The organism is Parabacteroides merdae ATCC 43184 (genome assembly GCF_025151215.1).
GTDB classification, from domain to species: Bacteria; Bacteroidota; Bacteroidia; order Bacteroidales; family Tannerellaceae; genus Parabacteroides; species Parabacteroides merdae.
On the sequence record NZ_CP102286.1, the window covers coordinates 2,119,023 to 2,133,164 of the forward strand.

The 14,142-nt window shown below is 42.0% G+C and carries 10 protein-coding genes; 7 read left to right on the forward strand and 3 right to left on the reverse strand.

Features of this window, described 5'->3' with window-relative positions:
• Positions 1 to 72 precede the first annotated feature (72 nt).
• The 3 genes from NQ542_RS08790 (at position 73) to NQ542_RS08800 (ending at position 3,231) form a co-directional block, all read left to right on the forward strand.
• On the forward strand, positions 73 to 345 hold the full coding sequence (locus NQ542_RS08790; RefSeq protein ID WP_005636204.1) for an HU family DNA-binding protein: 273 nt from the start codon (positions 73 to 75) through the stop codon (positions 343 to 345).
• Positions 346 to 573: 228 nt separating this feature from the next.
• Complete coding sequence (locus NQ542_RS08795) at positions 574 to 2,154, forward strand: Rne/Rng family ribonuclease (RefSeq protein WP_005636200.1); 1,581 nt, start codon at positions 574 to 576, stop codon at positions 2,152 to 2,154.
• A 60-nt stretch (positions 2,155 to 2,214) separates the two neighbouring features.
• Positions 2,215 to 3,231 (forward strand): endonuclease/exonuclease/phosphatase family protein, encoded by a 1,017-nt coding sequence (locus tag NQ542_RS08800; protein WP_005636197.1) that lies wholly within the window; start codon positions 2,215 to 2,217, stop codon positions 3,229 to 3,231.
• Between the two features lie 18 nt (positions 3,232 to 3,249).
• On the opposite strand, the gene NQ542_RS08805 is transcribed toward NQ542_RS08800, so the two are convergent.
• Positions 3,250 to 3,816, reverse strand: a complete 567-nt coding sequence (locus NQ542_RS08805; RefSeq protein ID WP_005636195.1) for an RNA polymerase sigma-70 factor — start codon at positions 3,814 to 3,816, stop codon at positions 3,250 to 3,252.
• Between the two features lie 434 nt (positions 3,817 to 4,250).
• Between NQ542_RS08805 and NQ542_RS08810 the strand changes: the two genes are divergently transcribed.
• The 4 genes from NQ542_RS08810 (at position 4,251) to NQ542_RS08825 (ending at position 12,041) form a co-directional block, all read left to right on the forward strand.
• On the forward strand, positions 4,251 to 5,138 hold the full coding sequence (locus tag NQ542_RS08810) for a FecR family protein (RefSeq protein ID WP_005636190.1): 888 nt from the start codon (positions 4,251 to 4,253) through the stop codon (positions 5,136 to 5,138).
• Between the two features lie 134 nt (positions 5,139 to 5,272).
• On the forward strand, positions 5,273 to 8,701 hold the full coding sequence (locus tag NQ542_RS08815) for a SusC/RagA family TonB-linked outer membrane protein (protein ID WP_005636188.1): 3,429 nt from the start codon (positions 5,273 to 5,275) through the stop codon (positions 8,699 to 8,701).
• Between the two features lie 11 nt (positions 8,702 to 8,712).
• Positions 8,713 to 10,491, forward strand: coding sequence for a RagB/SusD family nutrient uptake outer membrane protein (locus NQ542_RS08820; protein ID WP_005636186.1), 1,779 nt, complete (start codon positions 8,713 to 8,715; stop codon positions 10,489 to 10,491).
• A gap of 77 nt (positions 10,492 to 10,568) precedes the next feature.
• Positions 10,569 to 12,041 (forward strand): sulfatase, encoded by a 1,473-nt coding sequence (locus NQ542_RS08825; protein ID WP_005636183.1) that lies wholly within the window; start codon positions 10,569 to 10,571, stop codon positions 12,039 to 12,041.
• Positions 12,042 to 12,116: 75 nt separating this feature from the next.
• Here NQ542_RS08825 and NQ542_RS08830 read toward each other — a convergent pair whose 3' ends face one another.
• Both NQ542_RS08830 and NQ542_RS08835 read right to left on the reverse strand, forming a co-directional pair.
• A complete protein-coding gene (locus NQ542_RS08830; protein WP_005636180.1) occupies positions 12,117 to 13,517 on the reverse strand; it encodes a putative oxidoreductase C-terminal domain-containing protein in 1,401 nt (466 codons plus the stop codon).
• A 335-nt stretch (positions 13,518 to 13,852) separates the two neighbouring features.
• Positions 13,853 to 14,002, reverse strand: a complete 150-nt coding sequence (locus NQ542_RS08835) for a hypothetical protein (RefSeq protein ID WP_005651012.1) — start codon at positions 14,000 to 14,002, stop codon at positions 13,853 to 13,855.
• Positions 14,003 to 14,142: the final 140 nt, after the last annotated feature.

Consider the following 14,142-nt stretch of genomic DNA (forward strand, 5'->3'; position numbering starts at 1 on the left):
AAATAAAAAGCTATATATTTGCATTCCAAAAAATTAATAGGTCCAAATCAATTATTTAATTAATTTATAGACATGACTAAAGCAGATATTGTTAGCGAAATTTCAAAAAGCACTGGCATTGACAAACAGACAGTGTTGAACAGCGTAGAATCTTTTATGGATATCGTAAAAAGTTCATTGTCTCAGGGCGAAAACGTATACCTGAGAGGTTTTGGAAGTTTCGTGATTAAAAAGAGAGCCCAGAAGACTGCTCGTAATATTTCAAAAAATACTACGATCATCATCCCGGAACATAACATTCCGTCATTCAAGCCGGCTAAGACTTTCTTGAACGAAGTAAAGTAATTTAGTTATTATAGTTTAATTTAAAATTTTAAAACAATGCCTAGCGGAAAGAAAAGAAAAAGACATAAGATGTCTACGCACAAGCGCAAAAAGAGACTAAAGAAGAATAGACATAAGAAGAAATAAGTCTATTTGAGTAACTCTGAAGAACAAACTTAATAAGAGACCTTTTAAGTTTGTTCTTTGCGTATTTAATAAGGTCTCACATTTTAAACACCTCTTTTTATAGTGATTAGTGAATTAGTAGTTGATGTACAACCCAAAGAGGTATCTATAGCCGTACTGGAGGATAAGAACCTTGTCGAGCTCCAAAAGGAAGCCCGTAATGTCTCTTTTGCCGTCGGCGATATATATCTGGGCAAGGTTAAGAAACTGATGCCGGGTTTGAACGCTGCTTTCATTGATGTAGGTTATAAAAAGGATGCATTTCTTCACTATCTGGACTTAGGTCCTAATTTCAACACCCAGCAGAAATTCCTCAAACAAGCATTAGGAGAACAAAAAGGAGATAAAAAAATCCCCACTATCTCTAAAATGCAGTTGCTTCCCGAAATCGAAAAAGACGGAAGCATCAGCAACGTGCTCAAAGTCGGACAGGAAGTGCTGGTGCAGATCGCCAAAGAGCCGATTTCAACAAAAGGTCCCAGGCTGACTTCCGAGCTTTCTTTTGCCGGAAGATACATCGTGCTGATACCGTTTGCCGATAAAGTATCGGTTTCCACAAAAATCAAATCGAGCGAAGAGCGTGCCCGTCTACGCCAACTCATCCAAAGTATCAAGCCGAAGAACTTCAGCGTAATCGTACGCACATCTTCGGAAGGAAAGCGCGTTGCCGAACTCGATCATGAATTGAAGACATTACTGAAACGTTGGGAAGAGAACATTCCTAAGATCACCAAAGTAAAAGCTCCTGCACTCATCTACGAAGAGACGGCAAGAGCAGTGGCTTTGTTGCGTGACATTTTCAACCCCTCTTTTCAGAACATTTATGTGAACGATGCGGACATCTATCACAACATCCGCGATTATGTCAGCCTGATTGCTCCCGGACGGGAAGAGATCGTGCAACGGTATACCGGCGAACTCCCCATCTTCGACAACTTTGCAATCACCAAACAGATCAAGTCCCTATTCGGACGCACCGTCACGTACAAAAGTGGAGCCTATTTGATTATCGAACACACGGAAGCCATGCACGTTATCGACGTAAACAGCGGGAACCGCTCCAAAGGCAGCGATGCCCAGGAAAAAACGGCTATCGACGTGAACACGGCAGCAGCAGACGAAATTGCCCGTCAATTACGCTTGCGCGATATGGGTGGTATTATCGTAGTCGACTTTATCGATATGGCCGAAGCTGCCAACCGGCAGAAACTGTTCGAACATATGACGAAAGCGATGGCTAATGACCGGGCAAAACATAATATTCTGCCACTGAGCAAATTCGGCCTGATGCAGATCACCCGCCAGCGTGTCCGTCCGGCAATGGATGTCGATACATCCGAAGCCTGTCCGACCTGTTTCGGCACAGGCACCATCAAACCCTCTATCCTGTTTACCGACAGCCTGGAAGGAAAGATCGACTGCTTGGTCAACAAACACAACGTGAAGAAATTCGCCCTGCACGTACATCCTTATGTTGCAGCATTTATCAAGAGCGGAAAATTCCCGCTCAGTTGGAAATGGAAACTGAAATACTCGATGGGTATTAAAGTGATTCCGAATCAAAGTCTGGGCTTCTTGGAGTATAAATTCATCGACTCCGACAAGAACGAACTGGACATGATGGAAGAGAAAGAAATCAAATAACATAAAAGTCCCCGGATCTCATAAAAGTTCGGGGACTTTTTTTAATGAAAGAAAATATCAATGAGACGTTTTTATATTTGGCTATGGCTGCTCATGCTGGTCTGCGGCAGCTGCACGAAAGAGAAACAAGAGTTGAGAGTATTGCACTTGAACATCTGGATGGAAGGAACAGTCGTCAAAAACGGCTTCGAGGCCGTTGCGGATGAAGTGGCCCGGATAGATCCGGATATCGTAATGTTCAGCGAAGCCAGCAACAAGGAAGGCGCGTTGTTCGTTCCCCGCATGCTGGACGCTTTGCGCGAAAGAGGGAAAATCTATTATGGACAAGGCAGTTCGCTGGATGTCGCACTGCTGTCCAAATACCCCATACTGGAACAAACGGAAAACATTCCGCATAAAGACCGGGTATTAAGGACCCGTTTGGATGTGAACGGCAAACAGGTAGTAGCCTATACAGGGCATTTGGATTATACGCATTACGCCTGTTACCTGCCACGTGGATACAGCGGTGTGACATGGAAGAAACTGGAAGCCCCGGTAACGGACAAGGCTGAAATCGAAAAAGCCAATAACGAATCTTTGCGTGACGAATCCATTCGGCTCGTGATAGAAGACGCCACAAAGTCAGATGCCGATTTCGTAATCTTGGGCGGTGACTTCAACGAACCTTCGCACTTGGATTGGACGGAAGAGACGAAAGGGCTTTGGGATCACAACGGGGCGGTAGTCGATTGGGTCTGCTCCAAATTATTATACGAAGCCGGCTTCCGCGATGCCTATCGCGTCAAATATCCGAATCCGATCACCCATCCCGGCTTTACCTTCCCTTCGGACAATCCGGCGATGCCAGTCGAACGGTTGACCTGGGCGCCGGAAGCGGATGAACGCGACCGCATCGATTTTATCTATTATATACCGGCAACCGGTTGGGAAGTGGAAGACGCCGTCATCGTCGGTCCCAAGTCCTCCATTATCCGCAGCCAACGTGTCGAAGAGGACAGCCAAGATACTTTCTCAACTCCGGCAGACATTTGGCCGACGGACCACAAAGGAGTGTTGATCAAGTTTAAATTCTGACTTCATTGGAGGGCTGTATCATTTAATACTACCCTCCTTATACCGGCGATTCACAAACTCCGCAATACGTTCATACGCCTTAGCGATATGTATATTCACTGTCTTTTCACTGATTCCCAAAACATCAGCGATTTCCCGGTTCTTCAATTTATCGGAGAGAACAAGACGAAAAACCTCTCTGCATTTCGGCGGCAAGGAATCAATCGCCTGCTGGACCAGTACTTGGTATTCTTCATCCATCAAACTCTTTTCCGGTGTATCCGAATCTGGGATCAACTCAATCTCATACAAAGAAAAGGAATCCTTTTCCTGTACACACCCCCTTCTCAGATAATGCAAAGCCTGGTTTTTCACCGATATATACAAATAGCGTTCCGGCTCTTTTACATGGGACAGCGTTTCCCGCTTTTGCCAAATGACAGTAAAAACATCCAGAATAGCTTCTTCGGCCAGCTCACGAGAGTTCAGATAGTAATAAGCCACATGGAACAGACGCCGGGAATAAGTTTCAAACAATAACCGGAACGCTGCTTCATCTCCCTTCACTACTTTTCCAAAAAGAGATATGATACTCTCCCCTTCCATCTCAGATACAGTCCTTTCATTAATTAGTCAGTAAATGTAGTTAAAATTTCTTCAAGACACTGCCTAAAGGTAAAAATGTTTCTTCTCATGAGTTTGATTTTGCCCGTTAAAAAATCCATCATCTATCAGTTACCCTTTTCCGGGATCGTTCCATAATATTATATATAACATAAAATCAAACAGCTTTTCTTTTAATCCAAACCAACCATCTTCTTTTTTGTCCGTCATTATTCAAACGCTTGTTTAACATCTGTCGAACGCTTGTCTTCCAAATATAGAATAAGCGTACCACAACTGTCAAACAAGATAAAACATCCTACTTATAACATAAAAGAACACAAGAGGATAGTCAAATAACATAATATTTTTTTGCATCCCGAATAGGAGTTTTTTACTTTACTTGTCATCTCTATTTATAAAGCTACCGGAATAAAATGAAAAATGAACAAAACAATAAAGAACTCGAATCATTGACAAAGCGCATACGCTTCAAATCTTTGCCATTTGATGAAAAGCAGATGTCCGACCGTTTATCAGACAGAGTTAAACGGCCTGTCATCATTTCTTATACCGGTAAAGAAAACTCTGCATGGAAATATTTGTCTATTGCTGCTTCCATCGCCCTCCTATTGGTTACCGGCATTCTGCTGACCGACAAAGAGCCGGAACAAGAACTTGTCTATTATGAAACGATAGCCGTTCCCGATGCAAAAACAAAAATCACATTGCCAGACAGCAGTATAGTTTGGCTAAATGCAAACGCTTGCCTGCGCTATCCGAGAGAGTTCAGCGAACAGGTCCGACAGGTTGAAATAAAAGGGGAGGCATTCTTTGAAGTCCGCAAAGACGAAAAGAAACCTTTTATCGTCCAAACCGATGGTATCGGAATACGAGTATTAGGAACAACATTCAATGTTGACGCAGAACCGGAAAAAACTGAGATCACTCTCCTTACCGGAAAAATCGGGTTGTATAAATACACGAATCAATCGCAAATGGCAGACCGGATACTGCTACCTGGTGAACGAGCAGTTTTCCTTAAATCGGATAACAAGCTGAGTATTTCAACTGTACACCCAGAAAATACGATATCATGGGTTACTGGAATTTTTAAATTTAAAGACAGTTCATTAGCAGATATCATGCAAGAGTTACAACGGGCTTTCCATGTGAAAATACATATTCAAAACGAAAACCTGAAAAAACAGACTTTCAATGCCAACTTCACAGAGAAAGAGACATTGGAAGAAATACTATCAGTTTTGCAAATCTCAGCCAGATACAAAATAGAAAAAAGGAAAGGAGAAATTTTCCTGCAATAAATACAGAATGTTAAACCACAAAGACAAACGATTATGGACAGTACATGAAAAACAAGATTTAATTAATAGAGAGACATACAAAAAGAATTGGGAATGTTGCGACCATTCCCAAATTCTACATTGTTAATCGGCAGATGACACACCTGCCAATTTTAAAAATTAATACATACAAAATTATGGATAAAATTTTATTTATCAGGCAAAATCCAAAGGATTTTACCTGTGAGGAACATTATTCCTCTTTAAAAAGAATTTTCAAACACGGAATCAATCTTTTAGGACTTCTTTTACTGTTTTTGTTCGTCAACATTACCTTCGTTCATGCACAAGCAGTAAAACTGTCTCTGAATAAGCAGAATGCAACATATGAAGAGATTTTCAATGAGATAGAGGAAAAGACCGGATACAAATTCGTTTATAACACATCCGAGATCGACCGAAACGAAAGAACCTCTATCCAGGGAACAAGCATGGATCTAAACGAGTTGCTGCGAAACTTATTCCGCAGCAAAAGAAATATTTCTTTTCGTATATCGAATAAGCACATTGCCTTGTTCAAAGCACAGATCAAAACTATTTCCGGAACGGTCGTCGACACACAAGGAGAATCTGTCATCGGAGCTAACGTCTTAGTAAAAGGTAGCACAACCGGCACTATTACCGATGTCGACGGCAAATTCAGCCTGGAAGCAAGCGAGGGAGATATTTTGCAAATATCTTATATCGGCTACAACACGCAAGAAATCACAATTGACAGGAAATCCATATTAAAAGTGGTTTTGCAAGAAGATCAGCAAGCCTTGGAGGAAGTTGTCGTAATCGGCTACGGAGCTGTAAAGAAAAAAGACCTTACCGGGGCCATCGCCCAGGTAAAAGCCGATAAATATGCCACTCAGCAAAGTACGAACGTATTGGATATGCTGAATGGAACTGTTGCCGGTTTTAACTCTAACATCGGGACTTCTGCTTCCGGAGCTAGTGAAATGGAAATACGAGGTCCCGCTTCACTTTCAGCCAACAATTCACCCTTGATTGTATTGGACGGAGTCATCTTCAATGGTTCTATCAATGACATCAATCCATCGGATATCGAAACTATAGACGTATTGAAAGATGCCAGCTCTGCTGCTGTATACGGTTCACGGTCTGCCGCTGGTGTTGTAATCATCAATACCAAACAAGGCAAAGGGGAAAAAATGAGTATAAATTTTTCCGCACAACTGGGTTTAACAGATTTTACCAACGAAATCAAACCGAATGATTTATCTGGATTCATCCAACGCAGACAAGATTTCCAACGCAGAATAAATCCAGACAAGCCAGAAGGATATTATAACAATCCTAATCAGTTACCGGAAGGCATTGACGTAGATACTTGGCAAAATTACGATGCCTCATATCAGTCCGATCCAATTCTGACTTGGATGACACGTCTGAATTTGCGTGATATCGAACAACAAAACTATCTGAATGGGAATGCCTATGATTGGTATGGAGAAGCGACACGTCCTGGATTAAGGCAAAACTACAATGTCAACATATCCGGAGGCATTGGCAAAACTAAATATTACTGGTCATTAGGCTATACGGACAATCAAGGTTATATAAAGGGAGATGAGTATAAAACAATCCGTTCCCGAATTAATGCAGATACCAAAGTTGCCGAATTTTTGACTGTGGGAATCAATGCTCAATTTAGCAACAAAGATGAGAGTAATGAAGCCATCAAATTATCGAATATAAGCCGCCAGAGTCCTTTGGGACAACCTTATGATGAAAACGGAGAACTAAAATGGTATCCTCATGACGATTCAGGTATTGAACAAAACCCATTTCTTTTATACAAAGAACGGGATAAATTCAATGTCACCCAAAATCTGTTTGCCACCATGTATGCCGACCTGAAACTGCCATTCGGTTTTAGTTACAAAGTTTCTTATATCAATCGCTATGATTGGCAAAAAAATTATTACTATGATCCGTCAAGCATCCCAAGTGGCAACAAAACAGGAGGCTTCGGGCAGCGTATCAATTATTCACTTTACGAATGGCAAATAGACAACATCATTTCATGGAAAAAAACTTTTGGAGTTCATGATTTTTATGCAACATTCTTATATAATGCAGAAAAGAAACAAACATGGAAAGATACCGGTGAAAATGTAAATTTCACACCCAGTGAAGCATTAAGTTTCCATCAATTAGGGGCGGGAGGATCACCAACTATAAAAAACGAAGATACTTATTCGACCGGTACCGCAATAATGGGCCGTCTGAATTACACACTCATGAACCGCTATTTCCTAACTCTATCTATTCGTAGAGACGGGTATTCTGCCTTTGGTATGGAAAATCCTTACGCGACTTTTCCATCCGGAGCTTTAGCCTGGAATTTATCAGACGAATCGTTCTTCAATATCAAATGGATAAATAATCTCAAAGTCAGAGCCTCTTATGGAATAAACGGTAACCGGGATATAGGGATTTATGATGCATTGGCAAAACTTGAAACAAACAAATACCTGACTGGAAGCACATTAGTCTCAGGTATATACAGCAGTTCACTGGCGAACCAATATCTAAAATGGGAAAAGACTAAAGCTTTAAACTTAGGTCTGGACTTTTCCATCTTAAACAGCCGGTTAAATGGTTCGGTCGATTATTATAGCATGATTACAAATGACTTGTTGTTAAAACGCAGCCTACCGACAATTATTGGATACGACAATGTAATGTCTAATATGGGAGAATTGCAAAACAAAGGGTTTGAAATGACTCTTAATAGCTACAATATCCAAAATAAGGATTTCAGTTGGAACTCGACATTAACGTTCTCATTTAATAGAAACAAGATCAAACATCTATATGGAGAAACAATCAACATTTTAGACGAAAATGGCAATGTTATCGGACAAAGAGAAGGTGATGATATCGACAATGGATGGTTTATCGGACAATCAATAGATCGGATATGGGATTACAAATTCCTTGGTATTTACCAGCTTGGAGAAGAAGAATTGGCTAAATCATTCGGGAAAGCTCCTGGCGATGTCAAATTATACGATCCTAATGGAGACGGTGTGTCTACTCAGGAAGATAAAGTATTTCAAGGTTATACAAAGCCACGCTTCCGTTTAGGGCTTCGAAATGACTTTACTCTTTTCAAAAACTTCCAGATTTCTTGTTTCATCCGTGCAGATTTAGGACATTGGAGAGCGAACAGTCTATTGAGCAACACATCTAATGTCGAGGACAGAGCCAACAGTTATGCATTGCCTTACTGGACTCCGGAAAACCCGACAAACAAATATACACGGTTAAATACGGTAAACACACCTGGATATAACATTTATGAAAAGAGTAGTTTTATACGTTTGCAAGACTTATCCATAGCATACAATATCCCGGAAAATATTCTCAAAAATCTGAAAGTAGGACATTGTAAAGTATATTTGAGTGGACGTAACCTGCTAACTTTCACAAAATGGTCCGGTTGGGATCCTGAATCAGGAAACACTCCTATGCCACGAATTTTTACATTTGGAATTGATGTCACATTATAAATAAACGAGTTATGAAAAACTGGATAAAATATATCATTTGTGCGTCTCTGTTTACAACTGTTTCATGCGGAGACAATTTCTTGGAGATAAAGCCCCTTTCTATCTTCACTCCGGAATCTATTTATACGGATAAAGCCGGATTTGACGGAATACTGGTTAACCTCCGCAAAAACTTACGCCCCGATTTCTATGGCGAAGGAGGCGGCCTGGCATCTGAACTAATCGCCTCAGATATTGCAATCAGTGCCAATAAAGCAGCCAATGCCATACATAATTTTGATACTCAAGTATTACCGACAGGGACCGGTACAACCTATGACTTCCATGAGATCTGGACAAGAGGATATAACCAGATACGAAATGCGAATGTTATTCTGTCGCGTATCAACAATGGCAAATTCGACACAGAAGAAATCAAAAATGCAATTATTGCCGAAGCATATTTTCACAGAGCCTATTGGTATTATAGATTAGTCCATTTATATGGAGATGTCCCCTTTTTAAACATAGAACATACGGCTCCTAAAATCGATTTCTATACACATTCAAGAAAAACGATACTTGCAAAAATAGAAGAAGATTTAGCATGGGCCGTCCAGTGGTTACCTAAAACAGTTGTTCCCGGAGCAGTATCTAAGGCTGCCGGCAACCATTTGCTTACAAAAATATATCTGTCTAATGGAAAATTCACAGAAGCTGTCGACGCCTCTTCTGCGGTCATTAACGACGGTATTCACTTTTTAATGACTGACCGCTTCGGGGTAGATGCTTCCGATCCTCAGTTTAATACGATCTGGGATCTCCATCAAAAAGACAATAAAAGCTCATCTTCAAATAAAGAAGGAATCCTTGTCGTACAGGAACGCTACGGATTTCCGGAAGCAGAAATAAGTGGAGGCACCCAGGCTATGCGTCGCTATGTTCCCTCTTGGTGGAATTCGTCCTACATGAAAGATCCCGACGGAAAAAGAGGAACTATCGACACACAAGGAAACGAGTTTGTCATAAAAATAGGAAGAGGGGTCGGTTATGTCCGGCCTTGCAGTTATTACAATTATGAAATATGGAATAACTGTAATAAGGACTTGAGACATGATAATCAAGTAAACTGGTTCTCTGTCGATAAATTCATTTACAACAATCCATCTTCCAAATATTTCGGACAACCCGTACAGATACAATACACAAATCCCAAAGACACCATCCATTGTTGGTATCCTTTCCCTTATTATAAGGTATATGTCGCAGATGAAGAAAGACCCGATCAGCCATACGGAGGACATTCGGACTGGTATTTATTCAGATTAGCCGAAACTTATCTTCTAAGGGCAGAAGCCTACTATTGGTTAAATCAAACAGATAAAGCCGCCGCAGATATAAACTCGGTAAGAGTACGTGCAAAAGCCGATCCTATTGTTGCTTCACAAGTTTCAATAGAGTATATATTAGATGAGAGAGCCAGAGAACTTTTCGCAGAAGAATTCAGAAAAACGGAATTAACCAGAATCGCCTTTATCATGGCTGAAAAAGGGTTAAACGGCTATTCCTTAGAAAATTTCTCAGAAAAAAATTTCTGGTATGACCGGACTGTTGCTAAAAATGAATTTTACAAGGCAGGGGATATCTTATGGGGAACAAACGTATTCAAAATAAGTCCATTCCACGTCCTTTGGCCCATCCCGGCAAATGCCATCGATAGCAACCAAGGAGGAACCATTAACCAGAATAAAGGTTATATCGGGTACGAAAAAAATATTCCTCCTTTAACAGTCATAGACGATCAACAATAATTTCTAAACCTACCGGCTATTATCGACCGGTAGGTTATATTTGTAAATCATTTGTATTCACATTCAATTTAGATATCATGAAAAAGAATTATCCTTTGCTATCAATCTGTTTGCTGGCATTACCTTTTCAAGGCTATGCACAAAAAAAGGCAAATGAGACGAAGCCCAATATACTTTTTATATGTGTAGATGACCTTCGCCGTGAATTAGGAGCTTATGGGTCTGTTGTAAAAACCCCGAACATCGACCGGCTGGCATCACAAGGCAGTTTATTTTTCCAACATTATGTACAAGTCCCGACAAGCGGAGCGTCACGAGCTAGCATGTTGACTGGACATTTTCCTAAAGATAAATCAGACCTCTCCAACGAAGCATGCCGGACAAGGCTATCAGATAAACCGGAAGGAGAAATCCCGGAAACTATGTTCCACCATTTACGAAGAAATGGCTATTATACTGTCGGCATCGGAAAGATAAGCCACTATGTCGACGGCTGCCTGTATGGCTATGAAGCTCCGAAAACCGAAAAACCGGAACTACCTTATAGTTGGGATGAAATGCTTTTCGATGCCGGAAAATGGGGAAACGGTTGGAATGCCTTTTTCGGATATGCAGATGGAAGTAACCGGCAAAGTCGCAAAAAACAAGTGAAACCATACGAATGTGCGGATGTCGCCGATGAAGGTTATCCGGACGGGCTAACGGCAAATCTGGCAGTCAAAAAGCTAAACGAGCTAACAGCTAAAAATGAGCCATTCTGTTTGGCTGTCGGTTTTTTCAAGCCTCATTTACCTTTCACATCTCCTAAAAAATATTGGGATATGTATGATGAAGCCTCCATCCCCATTTCACCTATGCCCGACATTCCGGAAGGATGCGATCCGGTCAGCCTGCATGAAAGCGCGGAGTTCAAGAGCTATCAATCAGGAGACGAAATGCCTTCCATAAAAAATAGAGTTTCTGACGAATATGCACGCAAACTCCGTCACGCCTATTTCGCTTGCGTAAGTTATATGGACGCTCAAGTTGGAAAAGTGTTGGATGCCCTTGAAGCCAGCGGAAAAATGGATAACACGATTATTATTTTATGGGGAGATCATGGATGGCACTTAGGAGATCTGCGTGTTTGGGGAAAACATACACTACATGAAACTTCTCTGAGCAGCGCACTCGTAATAAAAGCTCCCCAGTGTAAACCAGGGATTAAAAATAACAGGATTGTCAGTTCTATCGATATTTATCCGACTCTTATGGAACTTTGCAAAATCTCCTTACCCAAAGGACTGGACGGACATAGTTTTGCAACCTTGCTCAACAATCCTGATAATCCCAAATGGACAGACGCCGCTTACAGCTACTATCGGAATTGTATAACCCTCCGGACTCCAGAATACCGTCTTACTCGTTATAATAAAAAAGGAGAAACGATCACCGAACTTTATCAATACGGACCGGACCGCATCGAGCGTAAAAATATAGCGCAAGAGAACCCCCACATTGTAAAAAAGTTACTGCCTCTTTGGGAGAAGGGTGTCAGATTTGATTATTAGCAGAATACCAAAAGAGAGTATGTGCCCAATTGTACTTCCGGCACATACTCTCTCTTCCATTTCATCTCAATACATTTATTTTGTCTTCGCTTTCGCCATATCCAGCGCCGAGGTCGTCGTGTAATACTTAGCCAGCATATTAGGTACTTCCCAATCCGGCAGTTTGCCTTCCTTCAGATAGTCAAGGAAATGTTCCGTCACTTGGCCGAAATGAGCTTCATGGCCTACACGGTATTTTGCGGGGATTTCGACTTGCCATACGCCATCGCCCACCTTATTCAATGCCACACCAGGATATTCGGCTGAAACCTTTTCCATAGAAGCGGTCAGGTCCTTTTCGTAAGCGGCCAGATCCACACCTTTCACTGCTTCGACAAACAGTTCAGGCTGATAGTTCTGTTCCTTGCCCTGGCGGATGACCAGGTCGGCCTTGCTACCCTTCATGACGGAGAAGTGGGTATCACCGCCACCTTTGGGGAAGGTATAATTCCAGATCACCGAAACCTTGGCTGTCACACCTTTGATCTTATAAACGATATCACCGTTGCAATAGACTTTCAATGTATCGTTTTCGACATCTTTCTTCAAGAAATCGGGATAAGCATCCGTCCCTGTCACCTGTTTGAACTCTTCCGGGCTGATAGAGGTAGTCCAGCGGTTGGCATCTATCAGTTCGATATCTTTCCTATAGTCGATGATCTGATCCGGGAAGGCTTCCCACTGCACCAGGTCGACCAGGTGAGTCGTCACATCCACAATACCTTCGCCCTGCTGGTTTACATCCAGATACCATACCGGACGCGTCAACGGCTTGTTGTCGACCAGCTTAAACAGATGGTGCACACTCTCTTTCACGATAGCCGGTTCTTCGGGAGAACCCTTCAACTGCTCGCCATAAACAGCCGGGATAGTAGAAAGCTCGCGCTGCAACATCGTAGTGATCTCATTCCGTTCGGTCATGATGTCATACAGCATGATGTTTTTCTGTTTGGCGATAGCGAAACATTCCTCCAGCAATTTAAAGCTCTGGCTGTTGATCGCCATCGGTTTGTCGGAAAGCACATTGATACCCGCCTCAAGCGTCTTCTTGATATATTCGGTCTTCTTGCCGTTGTTTCCTGCCTGGATCATCACGTTCCCCTTCTTCTCGGCCAACATTTTTTCCAGGTAATCATCTCCCGTATAAACGATTTCATTCCAAGCCGTCGGATTCTCCGCACGTGTGTTGAATCCCTGTATACGTTTCAAGTGCTCGTCCACGTCGAAACCGGTGGGTGCGTACACATAAACATCTTTAGAAACTTGCGGATAAGACACTTTCTGCACTAATGCGGCATGGAAATGTCCGGGATCGAGCGTGATCAACTTCACTTCTCCCGGTGCGCCGGTAAAGCCTTCGGCCGCCTTCTCCTGCTTTGTGTTGCAAGAAGCTCCGACCAACAAGGCCGCCATAGAAAATACAAGATAGTTTTTCATACTATTATAATTAAATTATTGATAAGCATTTACATTAGACTGTTTGCGACCACAAAGATAATATAAAAACAAAATCATCTCTATGACTTCGCTATAAAACAAGAAGATTTTATTCGACAATCACAGCTACCGGATTACTTTCGTCCACATGACTGCCAAGCTCCTCCACCGAAATTTCTCCTGGCTGCCCGAATGTTTGCCCTATATCTTATCATCAAGCTTTTCCCCCTTTTCCCTCTCCCGTATGTACAGCTCCACCGCCTCATGTGCCAGGCGGCGGAACTCTTCTTCGCCGGCAAGGTCGTAAAGGAGGGCGACGAGGCGGGCGTAATAGCTCAGACGGAGGTCGCCCCTTTTTTAATCGCACCGTAGCTGCGGCTGCCGGCAGAGAGTTCGCTTTTGTAAAGACGCACGGTTATCCGGAAACGTCTCATCTGCTTTTCGACGAAAAGCCCCAACAGAGGGAACATAAATGTCGTTTTCATGTTATAAATATTTAATTATTAATATAAATATTAATATTCATTCATAATGAGCCCGGCATGGCGGGGACAACATGAATGGATAAATGCGTAAACTTGTCAAAAGTTTCAGAGGATGCTTCGGACGCTTCGCCCCCCGAACG

What these genes read in the sequence shown, in the direction of transcription:
- NQ542_RS08790 (WP_005636204.1), top strand. Translation starts at nt 73, where the DNA reads ATGACTAAAGCAGATATTGTTAGCGAAATTTCAAAAAGCACTGGCATT.
- NQ542_RS08800 (WP_005636197.1), top strand. Translation starts at nt 2,215, where the DNA reads ATGAGACGTTTTTATATTTGGCTATGGCTGCTCATGCTGGTCTGCGGC.
- NQ542_RS08805 (WP_005636195.1), bottom strand. Translation starts at nt 3,816, where the DNA reads ATGGAAGGGGAGAGTATCATATCTCTTTTTGGAAAAGTAGTGAAGGGA.
- NQ542_RS08810 (WP_005636190.1), top strand. Translation starts at nt 4,251, where the DNA reads ATGAAAAATGAACAAAACAATAAAGAACTCGAATCATTGACAAAGCGC.
- NQ542_RS08815 (WP_005636188.1), top strand. Translation starts at nt 5,273, where the DNA reads ATGACACACCTGCCAATTTTAAAAATTAATACATACAAAATTATGGAT.
- NQ542_RS08820 (WP_005636186.1), top strand. Translation starts at nt 8,713, where the DNA reads ATGAAAAACTGGATAAAATATATCATTTGTGCGTCTCTGTTTACAACT.
- NQ542_RS08825 (WP_005636183.1), top strand. Translation starts at nt 10,569, where the DNA reads ATGAAAAAGAATTATCCTTTGCTATCAATCTGTTTGCTGGCATTACCT.
- NQ542_RS08830 (WP_005636180.1), bottom strand. Translation starts at nt 13,517, where the DNA reads ATGAAAAACTATCTTGTATTTTCTATGGCGGCCTTGTTGGTCGGAGCT.
- NQ542_RS08835 (WP_005651012.1), bottom strand. Translation starts at nt 14,002, where the DNA reads ATGAAAACGACATTTATGTTCCCTCTGTTGGGGCTTTTCGTCGAAAAG.